Source organism: Lentzea sp. NPDC020367, from assembly GCF_044387305.1.
Taxonomy (GTDB): Bacteria; Actinomycetota; Actinomycetes; order Mycobacteriales; family Pseudonocardiaceae; genus Lentzea.
The window spans coordinates 1-16,892 of record NZ_JBIRVV010000025.1; the positions used below are offsets into that span (position 1 = coordinate 1).

Sequence of the window (16,892 nt, forward strand, 5' to 3'; positions counted from 1 at the left end):
GTCAACTCGACGAAAAGCGTGTCGAGTTGACACCCCTCCTCAGGTGCAGCAAGAGCTATGGCGCGACTCGTGACGGGACCCCACCGCCCAGCCCGCTTGGTAAGGACGGCTCGCCTTCGGCTTCGCGGGTGGTTGGGCGCTGGTGGCGTTAGTGCTGGTAGGTCGGGGTGATGATCGCCCTTGCCAGGGTGTGGAAGGCCAGGTTGAAGCTGACCACCGCTGGGGAGGCGTTTTCGTCCACGTCCAGCTTGTCCACGTCTACGGCGTGCACCACGAAGTAGTAGCGGTGTGGGTGGTCGCCCTTGGGAGGGGCGGCGCCGCCGAAGGCTCGGGTGCTGTAGTCGGTGCGCACGTGGAAGGCGTCACCCGGAAGTGTGGCGTCCGAGGTGCCTGCGCCGGTGTCCAATTGGGTGGTTGTTGCCGGGAGGTTCACGGCCACCCAGTGCCAGAAGCCCGAGGGGGTTGGGGCGTCCGGGTCGTAGCAGGTGACTACGAAGCTGCGGGTGTCCTCGGGGAAGCCCGACCAGGAGAGTTGAGGGGAGGTGTTGCCGCCCTCGAAGACCTGGGCGTCGTCCAGCTGTTCGCCGTCGCGCACGTCCGTCGAGGTGACGGTGAAGGTGCCGACCTGCGGGAGCAGCTGGTAGGGGTCGGGAGCGACTGGGCGCTCGAGGCTCATGGGAGTCCTCCTTTTGTGATCAGTTCGACCCTATCCCCGTGCAACCATGGAGGCCTGCGCGACGTCTTTCGCGTGGAGGGGGATTTTTGATGTCGAGGTTGCGGCTTTTTGCTGCCTTTTTGCTGGTTGCTGGAGTTGTGGCGTGTGCGGACGCGCCTGAGTCCGGGACCGGTGGGCCGGTGCTGACCACGTCTGCTGCGCCGGTGACCACCACTACGGCGGAGCGGCCCAAGCGGATGTTCGAGCCGCCCTATCCGTACGGGACTGTGCAGGCGAAGGCGCCTGCTGTGGTCGACGGGATGGTGCCCGTCGTCACGCGCATTCAAACTGACAAGCCGTACGTGTTCATCACGATCGACGACGGGGCCGTGCAGCATCCGAAGGCTCGTGAGCTGATGATCGAGGCCGGGGTGTGGCCTTCGGTCTTCCTGAACACGAAGTACGCCGAGGGGCACAAGGACTACTTCAAGCAGTTGCCCGTCACGGTGCACAGTCACACGACTAGCCACCCGAACCTGCAAGGCAAGGGGTTGGAGTTCCAGAAGCACGAGATCTGCGGCAACGCGGACTTCCTCGCTGCGGACTACGGGAAGCGGCCCACGTTGTTCCGGCCGCCGTTCGGGAACTACGACGCGACTACTCGCCACGCGGCGGCCAGTTGTGGGTTCAAGGCGTTGGTCAACTGGACTGCGGCGGTCAACGACGGGCACGTGCAGTTCCAGCAGGGGGACAAGCTCAACCGCGGCGACATCGTGCTCATGCACTTCCGCACGACGTTCGTCGAGGACTTCACGGCGTTCCTCAACCGGGCCAAGCAGGACGGGCTGACGCCGGTGCCGCTGGAGGACTTTCTGGGGTAGCGGGGCAACCGGGAGGCCCTGTCGCGCGTGATCTGCGCGGGCGTCTTCTGGGAAGAGGGGGAGAGATGAAGCGAATCGCAGCAGCAGCGCTTGTCGCCGTGGGGATGGCGGTGGGTGTTGTGCCGGCCGCGTCGGCGGCTGAGGGGAACGAGCTGACGGCCATCCGGACCGGGCTGCACGCCGGGTACGACCGGGTCGTGTTCGAGTTCAACGGGGCGCGGCCGAGCGTGGTGGAGTCCCGGGCGGCCTCGCTGGAGCACTGCGCGTCCGGCAAGCCGATCGCGGCCAAGGGGGATGAGTTCCTGGTCGTGAGCATGCGGTCCGCCAACGCGCACAACTACCCCGGGCTGCGTGCGTTCGACACGCCTGGGCTGGCGAAGGTCAAGAGCGTCACGAACACGTGCGACTTCGAGGGCCACCTGGACTTCGCGATCGGGTACGCCGGGACGGGGCGCGCGTACACGATCTCGTTCCTGGACAACCCGAGCCGTGTCGTGGTCGACGTCAACAACAGCTGACTGGGGAGACGAGTGAAGAAGCGTCTTGGTGCGGTGCTGCTCGCGGTGGCCGCGGTGTTCACGAACGTTTCGGTGGCATCGGCGCAGGGGCATGCCGAGCTCACGAACATCCGGACCGGCAAGCACGACAGGTTCGAGCGCATCGTGCTCGACATGAACGGCTTGCCGAGCAACTCCCAGTCGCGGGAGGCGACCGAGGTCTCGAACTGCGCCTCGGGCAACTCGGTTCCGATGGCGGGCAACGAGGTCCTGGAGACGATTTTCTTCAACGCCGCGTCGTACGACGAGAACTTCAACCGGACGTACACCGGTCCGCGCAACTTCGTGCCGGAGGGGCTGACCAACGTGAAGGGCGTCGCCTTCACGTGCGACTTCGAGGCCACGATGGGCATCGCGGTCAGCTACGCCAACGTCAACTCGTGGCACAAGGTCTTCACGCTGACCAACCCCGACCGGGTCGTCATCGACATCTACTCGTACTGACGCAACTGTGGTCTGGGTCACACGTCTTCAGGGTGTGGGAAGAGCCCTGAGAGGGGGCCGAGATGAACAGACGTCTTGTCGCGGTGCTCGTGGCGGTGCTGGCGGTGTTCACGATCGCGCCGATGGCGTCGGCGCAGAGCACGGTCACGCTGTCGGACATCAGGACCGGGCAGCACAACGGCTTCAGCCGGGTGGTGCTGGACCTGTCCGGGTTGCCGGGCGAGTACCGGGTCAGTGAGGTCACCGGCGTGTCGCACTGCGCGTCCGGGAACCCGATCACCGTTGCCGGGCCTGGAATCCAGGAGATCCTGGCGGTCACGCTGATCGGCGCGGCCGCGCACGACGACAACGGGAACCTGACGTACACCGGGTCGCGGAACTTCGCGACGCCTGGCCTGAGCAACGTCCGCGGGGTCGCGCTCACGTGCGACTTCGAGGCCACGCTGGGAGTTGCCGTCGGTTACGCCAACGCCGCGTCGTGGCACCGGGTGTTCACGCTGGCGAGCCCGAACCGGCTCGTCATCGATGTTGGCCTGTAGAAACGAAAAAGCCTCGTGGGGGCAGCAGTCGCCGCTACTGCCCCCACGAGGGGTCTAGTCGATGAAGCCGTTACGCCGCAACGGTCGTGGCGACGGTCTCCTTCGAGAGCGCGTGCTCCAGCACCTGTGCCACGTCCGAGACGAAGTGCACGGTCAGCTGCTCACGCACCGACTCCGGCACGTCCTCCAGGTCCGGCTCGTTGCGCTGAGGCAACAGCACGGTCGTGATGCCCGCACGGTGAGCGGCCAGCAGCTTCTGCTTCACGCCACCGATCGGCAACACCCGGCCGGTCAACGAGATCTCGCCCGTCATCGCCACGTCCGAACGCACCGGGCGGCCGGACAGCAGTGACGCCAGCGCCGTCGTCATCGTGACGCCCGCGGACGGCCCGTCCTTCGGCACCGCGCCCGCCGGGACGTGGATGTGCACTCCCCGGTCGGCCAGTGCCGCGGCCCTGTCGTCGTGCGCACGCAGGTACGACAACGCGATCTGCGCGGACTCCTTCATCACGTCGCCCAGCTGACCGGTCAGCGTGACGCCGGACGAGCCGGTGTCCTTCGGGGCCAGCGAGGCCTCGATGAACAGCACGTCACCACCGACACCCGTGACCGCCAGACCCGTTGCCACGCCGGGGACGGAGGTGCGCTCCGCTGATTCCGGCGTGTTCTTCGGGCTGCCGATGTAGGACTTCAGCGACGGCTGGTCGATCGTGATCGGGAACTCCGCCTCGCCCAGTGCCACCTTCGCGGTCGCCTTGCGCAGGATGCGCGCGAGGGCCCGTTCCAGTTGCCGCACACCGGCTTCCCGCGTGTACTCGCTCGCGAGCTGGTGCAGCGCGGGCTTCTCGAACGTGACGTCCTCAGGGGTGAGGCCGGCGCGTTCGATCTGGCGCGGCAGCAGGTGACCGCCGGCGATCGTGACCTTCTCGTCCTCGGTGTAGCCGTCGAGCTGCACGAGTTCCATGCGGTCGAGCAACGGTGCCGGGATCGTGTCCAGCACGTTCGCGGTCGCGAGGAACACGACGTCCGAGAGGTCCAGCTCGACCTCCAGGTAGTGGTCGCGGAACGTGTGGTTCTGCGCCGGGTCCAGGACCTCGAGCAACGCCGCCGTCGGGTCGCCGCGGTAGTCCGAGCCGACCTTGTCGATCTCGTCGAGCAGCACGACCGGGTTCATCGAACCGGCCTCGGTGATCGCCCGGACGATCCGGCCCGGCAACGCGCCGACGTACGTGCGGCGGTGACCGCGGATCTCGGCCTCGTCGCGCACGCCACCCAAAGCGACACGCACGAACTTGCGGCCCATCGCCCGTGCCACGGACTCACCGAGCGACGTCTTGCCGACGCCGGGAGGGCCCGTCAACGCGAGCACGGCGCCTGAACGACGTCCGCCCACGACGCCCATGCCGCGGTCGGCACGGCGCTTGCGCACGGCCAGGTACTCCGTGATGCGCTGCTTCACGTCGTCCAGGCCGGCGTGGTCGGCGTCGAGGACCTCGCGCGCCGCCTTGATGTCGTAGGAGTCCTCGGTCCGCTCGTTCCACGGAATCTCGAGGACGGTGTCGAGCCACGTCCGGATCCAGCCCACCTCAGGCGACTGCTCGGAGGTGCGCTCCAGCTTGTCGACCTCGGCCAGCGCGGCCTTCGCGACCTTCTCCGGCAGGTCCGCCGCCTCGACGCGGGCGCGGTAGTCGTCCTGCTCGGTCGCGGGCTTGCCGTCGAGCTCGGCCAGTTCCTTGCGGATAGCGGCCATCTGCTGGCGCAGCAGGAACTCGCGCTGCTGCTTCTCGACGCCCTCCTTGACGTCCTTGGCGATCGTCTCGTTGACGTCGAGCTCGGTCAGGTGCGCCTGACCCCACTCCACCAGCTTCTCCAGCCGGGTGGTGACGTCGCTCGTCTCCAGCAGCCAGATCTTCTGCTGGTCGTCGAGGTAGGAGGCGTAGCCCGCGAGGTCGGCCAGCGCCGACGGGTCGCTGATCTGCTGCACCGAGTCGACCATCTGCCACGCGCCGCGCGTCTGCAGGATGTTCGTCACGAGGGCGCGGTACTGCTTCGCGAGCTCGCGGGTCCGGTCGGTGATCGGGGAGTCGTCCGCGATCGTCGCGTTCACCCACAGCGCGGCGCCCGGCCCCGTGGTGCCCGTTCCGATGCGCACCCGCTTGGTACCGCGCACGACGGCAGCGCGTTCGCCACCGGGCAGGCGCCCCACCTGTTCGATCTCGGCCAGTGTGCCTACTGCTGCGTACTTCCCGTCCAGCCGTGGGACCAGGAGCACTTGATGATTTGCCGCGGTCGTGGCGGCGTCTACGGCCGCACGGGCCTCAGCGCTCGCGTCCGCACCGGAGATGCGGATCGGCACCACCATGCCGGGCAGCACCACGACGTCGTCCAGCGGCAGTACCGGCAGGGCCAGAGTCTCGCCCATCTCGTCACCCTCCAAAGTTGAGTCTGTACCGCTCAACCATCTGGAGTGGGGTGGTGTTCCCCTGGCGTGTTCGCTGTCAGCGAGCAGCTGCCCGCAGGCGCCTGACCAGCGCGATCTCACCGGTCACACGGGCGAGCGCGGTGCTCGTGGGGCACGCGGCCAGCACGCCGACGGGCCTGCGCCGCAGGTCGAGGCGCTCACCGCCGGGAAATTTCACCGAGCACCGGTTGGCCGCCGCGACGAACGGCAGGAGCATCTCGCCTGCCTCGACCGTACGCCCGCTCAGCACGACGGGGCGGGGCGTCCGGCGGGGAGGAGCGAGGGGAACCGGGGTGTCGAACCGCAGCAGCTCCTCGACGGCGTCCCGCGCGAGCGCCGGTTCGGACCTGAGCAGCTCGGCCTGGGCCGGATGATCGTGGAGCGCGCGCAACGCGTTCGTGAGGAACGCCTGCGTGGTGGCCAGGGCCGTGGCGGCGAACGCTTCCACGCCGTGCGCGAGCGTGAACGCCTCGGCCGCCGTGGCGGCAAGCGATTGCGCGAACGTGGCGTCGTCGGCGTCGAGCAACTCGAGGGTGCTCATGGTGACCACGGGCCGGACGACCTTCATGGCGTGCGCGATCGCCCGTTTGGGTAACGGGTCCGGGTCGCCCGCGTCGAGGTCGAGCACTGTCAGTACGTCGTCGTAACGGGTGATGCACCAGCCACCGATATCGGCGTCGAAGTGCACCGGCGAGCGTTCCCTGAGAAGGCGGAACCTCGCGTGGAGCTCAGCGGTGCTGGAGGACATGTCCTCCCACACGTGACCGAAACCATCCCGGTTCGGTGGTGTGGCGGTGGACACCCGTGCGGCGACGACGGAGGATGCGCACGTGATGGAAGAGCTGAAGTGGGTCCCGTCCACGGTCGACGTCACCCGCCCGAGCGTGGCGCGGATGTACGACTACTACCTGGGCGGCTCGCACAACTTCGAAGCCGACCGTGCCGCCGCCAAGCAGGTGGAGCAGATCTTCCCCGGCGTAGCCCAGAGCGCGCAGGCGAACCGCTCGTTCCTGCGCCGGGTCGTCCGCCACCTGATGACGCAGGGCGTCGACCAGTTCCTCGACCTGGGCTCCGGCATCCCGACCGTGGGCAACGTCCACGAGATCGCCCAGCACGACAACCCGGACGCGCGCGTCGTCTACGTCGACTTCGAGCCTGTCGCCGTCTCGCACAGCAACGCCCTGCTGGCCGACAACCCCAACGCGAACGCGATCCTGGCCGACCTGCGCGCCACCTCGTCGGTGCTGGCCGGCGCCCGCGAGACGCTCGACTTCTCCCGCCCGGTCTGCGTGCTGGTCATCGCCGCGCTGCACTTCGTCTCGGACACCGACAGCCCGTACGAGGCCATCGCCCAGTACATGGCCGACCTGCCGTCCGGCTCGTACCTCGCCATCACCCACGCCACCTGGGACACGCTGTCCGAGGAGGAGCTCGCCGAGGCCCGTGAGGTCGCCAAGATCTACAGCAGCTCGGACAACAAGCTCACCATGCGCACGCACGCCGACGTGACGCGGTTCTTCGACGGCATGGAACTGCTGGAGCCGGGCGTCGTCGCGGTCAACGACTGGCGCCCGGACTCCTTCGACGACGCCCACGTGGGCATCTACGGCGCTGTCGGCCGCAAGCCCTGAAGCAGCCTGTCCCTGATCTCGTTCGTCTCGTGGTCGGTGAGGGTGCGTTCCGGCGCCCTCATCGTCACGCGGATGAGCACGTTCTTCTGACCGTGCTTGATTTCCAGCCTCTGCAGGACGTGCGGCGGTAGCTCTTCCGAAGGTGTCTCGCTGAGGATCTCGATCTCCTCGACGACGTCCTCCGGCACGAGCGCGCGGATCCGGTCGCCCAGGGTCTCCACGTCCTCTTCGTCGCTCGCGACGATCGAGATGTCCCTGATCGCGGCCGGGTGCCGGGAGATCGGCCGGTACTCGGTGAGGTCCAGCATCTGCGTCCTGATGCGCGGGTCGTCGTTGCGCAGCAGGCGGATGTCCGGGATTCCCTTGCGCAGCATCAGGATCCGGTCCAGGCCGAGGCCCATCGCGAGTCCGTGCGGATGGTGTTTGACGACGTGCCGCGCGGCCCGTCCGCACTCGCCGACCTCGACCCACTCACCGTCGTGCTCGACGTCGATCTGCTTGCCGTGCGTGGTGTACGGGTGCTGGGCGTCGATCGTGCGATAACGCTTGCCGGGCAACAGGGTTGTGACGACCGTGTGGATTAGCGCGTCGAGCGGTTCCTCGGCGCTGCTGATCCGCCAGACGTCCAGCTGGTGCGGTGTGCCGGTGTGCAGGCGGTCGACCGTGTCGCGGCGGTAGACCAAGCCGGGGCAGAGCAGCGTCACGTCCGGGGTCGCGTCCCTGAGCGCGGGCGGGATCATCGCCGTGGTGTGGCTGCGCAGCATGCACGTCTCGCTGACGTACCTGGTGTAGCGGGCGTCCCGGGTGATCGCGTCCTTCGGGTAGCCGAGGTGTTCGTAGTTGTGCTCCACCGGGACGAGCGGGTGGTGGCGGACTTCCCGCGGGTTGTCCAGTGCCTGTTTCAGGTCGGCGATGAGGAGTTGCATCGCGTGCGGGCCCTGCGCGGGATCGGTGAGATCGCGGACGTTCAGGGCGTGCACGAGTTCTTCGGTGCGGTACATGGGGTTTCCCGTCTTCCGGTCTGGGTTCCTGACTGCGGAGTCCCCCGACCGACGGGAAGGTTTTTAGGCGCGCGCCACCCACGCAGGTCGGGGGCAGCTAAATCGGCGCGTCATGGGTCCCAGGCTAGCGGGTGAGGTCAAGGTGATAGCGCCGATCGGGTGATGGAATCGTCAACGTGTTAACGCGCGGTGACTGGTCTTCGAACCATTGGGCAGCCGGCTGCTCGTGCCCACATGACCTTCTCCGCAAAGGCGAGATCCATGACCGAACCGACTCAAGGGCCCATCGGGCAGCCGCCTGCAGGGCAGCCGCAACCCACCCAGTGGCAGCCGCAGCCGGGCGTGTCCGCAGCTGAGCCGTCCGTCCAAAGTCCTTTTCCGCCCAGGAAAAAGCCGCATGCTGTCGTGTGGCTGGCCGCAGGTATGGCGGTGTTGCTGATCGGCGCGGTGGCGCTGGCGGGCCGCTCCTCGCGGCCACCGGCGACTGCTGTCGGAGTGAGCTCGTCAGCTGTCACCACGACCACGAGAACAACCACCACTACGACCACGACGACCACCACCACTCGGCCGAAGTTGCCACCCTCCGTGTTCAAGGGTTCTGGCGACGACGTGATCACCCTGGATCGACCTGCGGGCTTGAAGATCGTCAAGTTCGAGTGCCCCGCCTGCACGCGCAACACCGTCGTGAAGTCCGATGGCTTTGATTCCTTGCTGGTGAACGAGATCGGTGCGTACAGCGGTCAGATGTGGATGGACATCCGCGACGGTAGCCGCACGAGCACTTTGACGGTCAGTGCGACCGGCGCTTGGACGCTGACCGTTGGTGACATCGACATGGTGACCGTGGCGACCGGGCCGATGTCGGGCAACGGCGACAGCGTCGTTCTGTACACGGGAAGTTCCAGCAAAGCGAAGATCACCAACGCTGGAGCGCGCAACTTCACCGTGCACGTCGTGCCGATCGCGACCAGCACGATCAACCTGGCTGTCAACCACATCGGCGGTTACGAGGGCACGGTGCCGTTCAACGGACCCGCGTTGGTGCAGATCTCGTCGACCGGGGCCTGGACGATCACGCCGTCCTGATCGTGCCTACTCCGGTGGCGTCAGCCGCAAATCCGGATCCACCGGCGGCACCCCGTCGAACGGCCCGTCGTCCTTGAGGCGCCCGACGTGGTCCAGCGCGACGTCGATCTCCTGCCGGAACGGATCGCCGTCGGCCGGGGGAGTGCGGAACCAGTCGTGCAGTTCGGCCGGGATCTCGAACCGCTCGAGCAACTCCTCGTACAGCGCGTCGCGGTCGGCGGCCTGCGTGCCGAGCTCCTGGTACTCGCGCAGCGTCATGCGCAGCCGGATCCAGCGGTAGCGGTCGGTGTTGTGCTGCTGCTCGAACCGTGCGCGCAGCATGTCGCCGGCCTGCTGCCCGCGCAGGGCGAGCTTCTTGATCGTGGCGGGCGGCATGAACAGGTTCGAGCCGCCCTCGTCCGCCGACTGCCGCACGTGCGCGATGCGGCCGCGGTAGCCGGGGAGCGCGGACTGCATGGTGTCGCGCCAGTCCAGGAACGTGTCCAGGATGGACACCAGGAACCGCGGCACGGAGCTGATCGACGAGTAGGGGGTGCCGGAGGCCGACGCGTCCTGCTCCGGCAGCCACACGTCGTTCTTGTCGCCGTTCGGGTAGGGCTGGATGGTCAGGCCGAACGTGGGCCAGCGCGGCAGCAGTGCGTCGAAGAAGTGGATCGGGAAGTTGCTGGTGATGCCGCCGTCGGAGAACCAGTGCACCCGCCCGTCCTTGCACAACGGCACGGCGGCGATCAGGCCGGGGAACGAGAGTGACATCCGCACGGCGACCACGACCGGAAGCTGGTCGCGCGGAGGGAGTTCCCGCAGCGGCATGAACTCGTGCAGCGGGCACTTGGCCGCCGTTTCGCGCCCGTTGAGCTGCTCGACCACCCGGCTCGGCAACACGTAACCCAGGCACTCCTCGCAGTACTGCCACTCCTCCTTGAACGGCAACCGGTACGGCCGCCCCTCGGACAGGTCCGTCGTCATCAGCACGAGGTTGATGTCGCCGAGATCGCCGAACGTCAACGCCTCCGAGGTGCCCGCGATGTCGTCCAGCTGGTCGGCGATCCAGTCGGCCAGCGGTGGCACGCCCGTCGACTTCGGCACCCCTGCCAGGCGATCGAGCCACGACGGCGTGAAGTCGCCCGTGCCCGGCACGAGTCCGAAGTGGATGGACCGCGCGTTGTTCTTCAAGAACCGTTGCATGGCATACCCGTACGTGACGAACAGCGCGCTGACGGCCGCGAGCGACAGCACCAGCCACACGAGCAGCACGATCGCCGCCGTCGCGTAGTGCCGCGAGAACGCCAGGCCCAGCACGAGCGGCACCGCGCCCAACACCCAGGCAGGCCAAGGCAAACTCGACCGCAACGGCCACAACACCATCACCAGGCACGCCACCGCCAGCACGACGACCAGCGCCGCGATCCAGCCCGGATACGCCGAGGGCGCGAGCCACGCCGAGAACAGCACGGGCCCGCCCAGCCACAACAACGCCATCAGCGCCAGCACCGACTTCGCCCGAAGCCCGACCGCCCCGAGCAACGCGAAGAACAGGCACGAGAACGCACTACGCCCCGTCGTCTCGCGCTTCTGCATGGACGCGATGACGATCCGGTACAGCGCACGGGTCTTCTCGGCGGGCTGGAACAGCTGAGCCATCCGCCACCGCTCCGCGCCCGAACCGGACGTGAACCAGTCGATCAGCCCGGCCAGCTTCTCGAACCCGCCGGACGCACGACCACGTTCGGCCGCCGCCGTGAACCCCGCGGCGATCGCACCGGCGGACGCGCCACCGATCTGCTTGAACTCGTAGTGGCGGGCCAGCGAGGCGACCGCGAGGGGGTACACGACTCCGCTGGTCGTGCCGCCCCGCATGGTCAGGTCGCAGTAGCGGTCGTACTCCATGTGCCCATGATCGCGCGATCAGCGCAGTCCGTCGGAAAAATCACTCGGACGCCACGGTGAACAGGTGGCGCACGGGCTGCCTGCCGCGCTCGACGTCGTGCTCAGCCCCGACAGCGATGACCGGCACCACCTCTACGACACCGCGTGGGCGCCCGGCGAGGAGCTGGCGTCCATGCGGGACGGTGCGGGCAACGAGTACGCCGTCGTGTTCACGGCCGCGGGCGCGTACGTGCGCGGGTTCGACCACGAGTCGCCCATGAGCCCCTACGCCACCGACGATGAAAAGGCTTGGCCTGGCGTTCTCGACAGCGTGCCCGAAGTGTTCCGGGCGTGCGTGGAGGAGCCGGCGTTCTCCGACGAGCTCGGCATGCCGTTCGTCACCGTGTGCCTGTGGCGGGAGCACAGCGGCACCGCCTGGCGGCACGGCGACATCGACTTCCCCGGCGACGGCGACGACGGGGCCGACTGGCTGTTCGCCCTGCTGACCGACGGCACGCCCGAGGCGTTCCAGGACTGGGCGCAGAGCTACTACGAGATGCCGGTCGACCTGGGCGCGGTGCGGCACTTCTACGCGGGGCTGCCGCTGACCGAGGACGTCGTGACCGCGCTCAACCCCGCCACCACCCTGGCCGCCGTCACCGACCAGGTCGCCGCCACCGGTCACCCGATCTGACGTCCGGTCCTAGGTCGACGACCCCATCGGGATCGGCTCCCTGAGCAGCCATTCCAACCCCACCTCGAGCGACACCTCCTCCACGGGCCGGTTCGCGTCCTTCACGTAGTCCTCGATCGAGGACGACGCGAACAGCGTCTCGAGTTCGTCGGCGCGGTTCAGGTGCCACCGCAGTTCCGCCTCGTCGAGGTGCCGCGCCAGGAGTCGTTCGTGGATCACGGACAGGTCCGCCTTCAGCCGGCAGACCGTGAGCTCCCCGCCGACGGCCTCGGCGTACCGCTCGCGATCGGCCCGGCTCTCCACGACACCCGCGAGCACGAGGCGGTCCGTGTCGGCTTTGGCGTAGTTGCGCGCCACCGCCCGGAGGTTGCGCAGCTGCAGTTCGAGCTGGAACGGGTCGTCGGACGGCGCGGGCAGGCACTTCGACAGCCAGTCGAGGTCCACGACGGCCACCTGCCCTCCTGCCCTGGCCAGGTGTCCGCCGACCGCCTCGGCGACCGTCGTCTTGCCGACCCCGACCGGGCCGGTGATCAGCAACGTCCTCATTCGACGGCCGCGAGCTCGGCCGGGGTGCCCGCCATGATCACGCGGACGTGCTCGGTCACCTTCTCCACCGGCCAATCCCACCACGCGACCCGTTCCAGCAGCTCTACCTCGGAGTCGCTGTACCGCTTCCGAAGCAGGCCGGCCGGATTGCCGCCGACGATGCCGTACGCGGGGACGTCCGACACCACCACGGACCCGGCGGCGATGATCGCGCCGTTGCCGATCCGCACGCCCGGCATGATCAGGGCGTTGTAGCCGATCCAGACGTCGTTGCCCACCACGGTGTCGCCGCGGCTCGGTGCGCCGAGGGCGATGTCGAGCGTCTTCTCGCCCCAGACGCCGCCGAAGATCGTGAACGGGAACGTCGACACGCCCGCCATGCTGTGGTTGGCGCCGGACATGATGAACCGCACGCCTTCGGCCAAAGCGCAGTAACGGCCGATGACGAGCTTTTCGGCGCCGAAGTTGTAGAGCACGTTGCGCTGCTCGAACTCCGTGGCGTGGTGCGGGTCGTCGTAGTAGGTGTACTCGCCGATCTCGATCTGCGGGTTCTTCACCAACGGCTTGAGCAGCACCGTGCGCGCGTAGTCCGGCAACGGGTACAGGTTGTCGGGCGAGGGGATGGTCACGGTGCTCCGATCGGCTCTTCGCTGAACTGAGTGCGGTACAGCTTGGCGTAGTGGCCTTCCAGGGCCAGCAACGTCTCATGCGTACCACGTTCGACGATCTGACCGGCGTCGACGACGAGGATCTGGTCCGCGGCCCGGATGGTCGACAGCCGGTGCGCGATCACCAGCGACGTCCGGCCAGCCAGCGCCTCGACGAGTGCCTCCTGCACGGCGGCCTCCGAGCGCGAGTCCAGGTGCGCGGTCGCCTCGTCCAGGATCACCACGCGGGGCTTGGCCAGCAGCAACCGGGCGATGGTCAGCCGTTGCCGTTCGCCACCGGACAGGCGGTAGCCGCGTTCCCCCACCACGGTGTCGAGCTGATCCGGCAACGACGACACCAGGTCCGCCAGCCGTGCGCGGGTCAGCGCGTCCCAGATCTCCTCGTCGGTGGCCGACGGGGCCGCGAGGCGCAGGTTCGCGCCGATCGACTCGTGGAACAGGTGCCCGTCCTGCGTCACCATGCCGACGGTCTCGCGGATCGAGTCGAACGACAGGTCGCGAACGTCCACACCGGACAGCCGGACCGCGCCGGAGTCCGCGTCGTACAGGCGGGGCAGCAGAGAGGCGATCGTCGACTTGCCCGCACCCGACGCGCCGACCAGTGCGATCAGCGAACCGGGCTCGGCGACGAACGACACCCCGCCGAGGATCACGTCGCCGCCACGGGTGTCGAGCGTCGCCACCTCCTCCAGCGAGGCCAGCGAGACCTTGTCCGCGGACGGGTAGGCGAACCTCACGTCCGAGAACTCCACGGACACCGGGCCGTCCGGAACGGTGACCGGCGACGGCTTCTCCTTGATCAGCGGCGGCAGGTCCAGCACCTCGAAGACCCGCTCGAACGACACCAGCGCCGTCATCACGTCCACCCGTGCGCCGGCCAACGCCGTCAACGGCGCGTACAGGCGAGTCAGCAGCAGCGCCAGCGTCACGATCGTGCCCGGCGCCATCTCCCCGGCGAACACGAAGTACCCGCCCAGGCCGTAGACCAGCGCCAACGCCAACGAGGACACCAGCGTCAACGCCACGAGGAACAGCCACTGCGCCACGGCGGTCCGCACGCCGATGTCACGCACGCGCCGTGCCCGCGACCCGAACTCGGCGCTCTCGATGGAAGGACGGCCGAACAGCTTGATCAACGTCGCGCCGGGCGCGGAGAACCGCTCGGTCATCTGCGTCGTCATCGCCGAGTCCAGGTTCGCGGCCTCGCGGTGCATGGACGCCAAACGCTTGCCCATTCGCCGTGCCGGCAGCAGGAAGATCGGTAGCAGGATCATCGCGAGCACCGTGACCTGCCACGACAGCGTCAGCATCACGATCAGGGTCAGAATCAGGGCGATCACGTTCGTGACGACACCGGAGATCGTCTCGGAGAACGCCCGCTGCGCCGCGATCACGTCGTTGTTCAGCCGCGACACCAGCGCACCGGTGCGCGTGCGGGTGAAGAACGCGATCGGCATCCGTTGCACGTGGTCGAAGACGGCCTGCCGCAACCGCAGTATCAGGTCCTCGCCGACGCGCGACGACTGCCACCGCTCGGCCAGTGAGAACCCGGCCTCCAGCACCGCCACCCCGGCGATCGCCAGCGCGAGCCACACGACCAGACCGAAGTCGCGGCCGCCGATGATGGTGTCGACGACCCGGCCGGCCAGCACCGGCGACGCCACCGCGAGCACCGCCGCGACCGAGGAAGTGGCCAGAAGTCCGTACACGGCACGCCGTTGCGGGTGGGCGAACCGGGCGACACGCTTCAACGTCGCCCGGCTCACGCGACGGCTTTTCTCGTCCTGCATCGCGCTTTCGAGCGCGTACCAGGCGTTGAAGTCGATGTTCATGACGACCAGTCTCGAACCTCGACCTACAACGAGGTCAAGCCGTTTTCAGGAACTCGTCGACCTCCGCGAGAGCCGCCGCACGCACCGGCTCAGGCGAGAGGAACAGGTCGTGCATGCCGGCCTTGATCTCCACGACCCTGACCGATGATCCGATCTTCGGACCCCACTTCCGCATGCCCTCGACGTCGAGCACGGCGTCCGCCTTGGACACGTCCTCGCTCCACTCCTTGGCGTTCAACATGCTCTTGTCGGAGTGCAGCACCAGCACGGGCACGCGCACGTCGAGTCCGTTGTGGACCTTCTCCTGCGCCACCAGCACCGCCCGGATCCACCCGGCCAGCACGGGGAAACCGGCCAGCGGCTTCCACTTCAGGTCGAAGTCCCACTCGCCGTTGCGCGAGCTGTGGATCGCGGCCCCGTACGCCTCACCGAGGTTCGCGCGGATCTTCACCTTCGGCGCGATCCCGCCGATCACCTTCACGAGTTGCCGCACGAACGGCGGCTCGACGACGTCCAGCCACGGGCTGTTGAGCACCAACGCGTCGATCAGGTCGCTGGAGCGCCGTTCGTGCGCCCACAACGAACTGGTGAGGCCGCCCGTCGAGTGCCCCATCAGCACCACACGCGAATGCTCTTCACGAATGACGGCGATCGCGGCGTCGATCTCCTCGAAGTACACGGCCATGTCGGTCGTGTAGTTCGGCACCTCGCCGTCGCGCAACGACCGGCCGTATCCGCGCAGGTCGACGGCGTAGAAGTCGTAGCCCTGGGCCGTGTAGTGCGCGGCCACGTGCTCCTGGAAGAAGTAGTCCGCGAAACCGTGCACGTAGAGGATCGCCCCACGGTCGTTGGCGACCGCACGACGGCGGACCAAAGTCGCTGAGGCCCCGCCGTGCAACGGCAGAACTGTGGTGTCTTCGTCGCTGCTCACCGGGCAAGTTTGCAACCATCCGGCGCCGATTCCGTGCAGCCTTGTCCGGATCGTGTCTAACCTGGGGGAGTGACGGGGGATATTGAGCAGTCATCGAGGGTGCGGTTCCCGGGCATCAGCCCACGCGCCTATGAGCATCCTGCCGACCGAGGCGCCCTCGCGGTGCTGAGGGCGGTGCCCGCCGTGGCACCGATCCTCAAGGCGGTCGCCGGAGCCTTCACCGAGCGGGGTGAGCGCCTGCTTCAGGTGGCGTCCTCCGTCCGGGTGGGCCCCAAGCAGTACCCGAAGCTCGACCGCATCCGCAACGAGGTGGCGGCGACGTTCGACCTCACCGAGGTGCCCGAGCTCTTCGTCGAGCGCAACGCGCAGGCGTACGGCTACACCTACGGCATCGACAAGCCGTTCATCGTGATCAGCACCGGCTCGGTCGACCTGCTCGACAACGAGTCGCTGCGCTTCCTGATCGGTCACGAGATGGGCCACGCGATGTCGGGCCACGCGCTCTACAACACGCTGCTGCGCAGGCTCGTCGACCTCACGACGTCGTTCGCGTGGGTGCCCGCGGGTGCCATCGCGATGCGCGCGGTCATCGCGGCGTTGCGCGAGTGGCAGCGCAAGACCGAACTGTCCTGCGACCGGGCCGGCCTGCTGGCCTGCCAGGACCCGCAGGCCGCGCTGCGCACGCACCTCGCGCTCGCGGGTGACCTCGGCGGCAACGTCGACATCGCGTCGTTCCTCGCCCAGGCCAAGGAGTACGAGGAGGTCGAGGACATTCGCGACAGCATCCTCAAGCTCCTGCACACCGAGACCCGCACGCACCCGCTGGTCGTGGTGCGGGCCGCCGAACTGCAGCGCTGGTCGGCGAGCGAGGAGTACCGCGAGATCCTGACGGGCACGTACGCGCGCCGTGAGGACGACAGGCCGACGACGAACCTCGGCGACGACATCAAGAGCGCCGCCAGGTCGTACAAGGACACCATGAGCAACTCCGCCGACCCGCTGATCAAGACGATCAACGACATCGGCGAGTCGGTCATGGGCGCGGCAGGCAGGGTCTGGAGCAAGGTTGCTCCGAACGGACCAGCGGAGTAGCTACCATC

The 16,892-nt window shown here is 67.9% G+C and carries 17 protein-coding genes; 8 read left to right on the plus strand and 9 right to left on the minus strand.

What is annotated here, in order from left to right:
• Nucleotides 1–148: 148 nt before the first annotated feature.
• Nucleotides 149–676 carry a YbhB/YbcL family Raf kinase inhibitor-like protein gene (locus ACH413_RS45010; RefSeq protein ID WP_360048235.1) on the minus strand — a complete coding sequence of 176 codons (528 nt, stop codon included), beginning with the start codon at nt 674–676 and terminating at the stop codon, nt 149–151.
• A 203-nt stretch (nt 677–879) separates the two neighbouring features.
• Here ACH413_RS45010 and ACH413_RS45015 point away from each other — a divergent pair, with 203 nt between their 5' ends.
• The 4 genes from ACH413_RS45015 (at nt 880) to ACH413_RS45030 (ending at nt 3,076) form a co-directional block, all read left to right on the plus strand.
• Nucleotides 880–1,536: a polysaccharide deacetylase family protein gene (locus ACH413_RS45015; protein WP_360048234.1), complete on the plus strand. Its 657-nt coding sequence runs from the start codon at nt 880–882 to the stop codon at nt 1,534–1,536.
• Nucleotides 1,537–1,601: 65 nt separating this feature from the next.
• A complete protein-coding gene (locus ACH413_RS45020; protein WP_360048233.1) occupies nt 1,602–2,054 on the plus strand; it encodes a hypothetical protein in 453 nt (150 codons plus the stop codon).
• Between the two features lie 12 nt (nt 2,055–2,066).
• A complete protein-coding gene (locus tag ACH413_RS45025; RefSeq protein ID WP_360048232.1) occupies nt 2,067–2,537 on the plus strand; it encodes a hypothetical protein in 471 nt (156 codons plus the stop codon).
• 62 nt (nt 2,538–2,599) lie between these two features.
• Nucleotides 2,600–3,076 carry a hypothetical protein gene (locus ACH413_RS45030; protein ID WP_360048231.1) on the plus strand — a complete coding sequence of 159 codons (477 nt, stop codon included), beginning with the start codon at nt 2,600–2,602 and terminating at the stop codon, nt 3,074–3,076.
• A 70-nt stretch (nt 3,077–3,146) separates the two neighbouring features.
• Here ACH413_RS45030 and lon read toward each other — a convergent pair whose 3' ends face one another.
• On the minus strand, nt 3,147–5,498 hold the full coding sequence (gene lon, locus ACH413_RS45035; protein ID WP_360048230.1) for an endopeptidase La: 2,352 nt from the start codon (nt 5,496–5,498) through the stop codon (nt 3,147–3,149).
• 76 nt (nt 5,499–5,574) lie between these two features.
• Nucleotides 5,575–6,285, minus strand: a complete 711-nt coding sequence (locus ACH413_RS45040) for a hypothetical protein (RefSeq protein WP_360048229.1) — start codon at nt 6,283–6,285, stop codon at nt 5,575–5,577.
• Between the two features lie 46 nt (nt 6,286–6,331).
• Here ACH413_RS45040 and ACH413_RS45045 point away from each other — a divergent pair, with 46 nt between their 5' ends.
• Nucleotides 6,332–7,168 carry an SAM-dependent methyltransferase gene (locus ACH413_RS45045; RefSeq protein ID WP_360048228.1) on the plus strand — a complete coding sequence of 279 codons (837 nt, stop codon included), beginning with the start codon at nt 6,332–6,334 and terminating at the stop codon, nt 7,166–7,168.
• Here the strand turns inward: ACH413_RS45045 and ACH413_RS45050 are convergent.
• On the minus strand, nt 7,141–8,169 hold the full coding sequence (locus ACH413_RS45050) for a hypothetical protein (RefSeq protein WP_360048227.1): 1,029 nt from the start codon (nt 8,167–8,169) through the stop codon (nt 7,141–7,143). The two genes, ACH413_RS45045 and ACH413_RS45050, sit on opposite strands and share 28 nt — an antisense overlap.
• 585 nt (nt 8,170–8,754) lie before the next feature.
• Between ACH413_RS45050 and ACH413_RS45055 the strand changes: the two genes are divergently transcribed.
• Nucleotides 8,755–9,255 (plus strand): hypothetical protein, encoded by a 501-nt coding sequence (locus tag ACH413_RS45055; protein ID WP_360048226.1) that lies wholly within the window; start codon nt 8,755–8,757, stop codon nt 9,253–9,255.
• 6 nt (nt 9,256–9,261) lie between these two features.
• Here ACH413_RS45055 and ACH413_RS45060 read toward each other — a convergent pair whose 3' ends face one another.
• Nucleotides 9,262–11,142, minus strand: coding sequence for a patatin (locus ACH413_RS45060; protein ID WP_360048225.1), 1,881 nt, complete (start codon nt 11,140–11,142; stop codon nt 9,262–9,264).
• Between the two features lie 64 nt (nt 11,143–11,206).
• On the opposite strand from ACH413_RS45060, the gene ACH413_RS45065 reads away from it, so the two are divergent.
• The gene (locus ACH413_RS45065; protein ID WP_360048224.1) at nt 11,207–11,815 is read left to right on the plus strand and encodes a hypothetical protein; all 609 of its coding nucleotides are present in this window, start codon (nt 11,207–11,209) and stop codon (nt 11,813–11,815) included.
• 9 nt (nt 11,816–11,824) lie between these two features.
• On the opposite strand, the gene ACH413_RS45070 is transcribed toward ACH413_RS45065, so the two are convergent.
• Genes ACH413_RS45070 through ACH413_RS45085 form a run of 4 tightly spaced genes read right to left on the minus strand, consistent with a single transcriptional unit; the run spans nt 11,825 to nt 15,792 of the window.
• Nucleotides 11,825–12,361 carry an ATP-binding protein gene (locus ACH413_RS45070; protein WP_360048223.1) on the minus strand — a complete coding sequence of 179 codons (537 nt, stop codon included), beginning with the start codon at nt 12,359–12,361 and terminating at the stop codon, nt 11,825–11,827.
• Entirely contained in the window at nt 12,358–12,990 is a 633-nt protein-coding gene (locus ACH413_RS45075) for a CatB-related O-acetyltransferase (RefSeq protein ID WP_360048222.1), read from the minus strand. Before ACH413_RS45075 ends, ACH413_RS45070 begins: the two co-directional genes overlap by 4 nt.
• Nucleotides 12,987–14,861: an ABC transporter ATP-binding protein gene (locus tag ACH413_RS45080; RefSeq protein ID WP_360048221.1), complete on the minus strand. Its 1,875-nt coding sequence runs from the start codon at nt 14,859–14,861 to the stop codon at nt 12,987–12,989. The genes ACH413_RS45075 and ACH413_RS45080 overlap by 4 nt, the downstream gene beginning before the upstream one ends.
• A gap of 34 nt (nt 14,862–14,895) precedes the next feature.
• On the minus strand, nt 14,896–15,792 hold the full coding sequence (locus ACH413_RS45085; RefSeq protein WP_360048220.1) for an alpha/beta hydrolase: 897 nt from the start codon (nt 15,790–15,792) through the stop codon (nt 14,896–14,898).
• A gap of 69 nt (nt 15,793–15,861) precedes the next feature.
• On the opposite strand from ACH413_RS45085, the gene ACH413_RS45090 reads away from it, so the two are divergent.
• A complete protein-coding gene (locus tag ACH413_RS45090; RefSeq protein WP_360048218.1) occupies nt 15,862–16,884 on the plus strand; it encodes a M48 family metallopeptidase in 1,023 nt (340 codons plus the stop codon).
• Nucleotides 16,885–16,892: the final 8 nt, after the last annotated feature.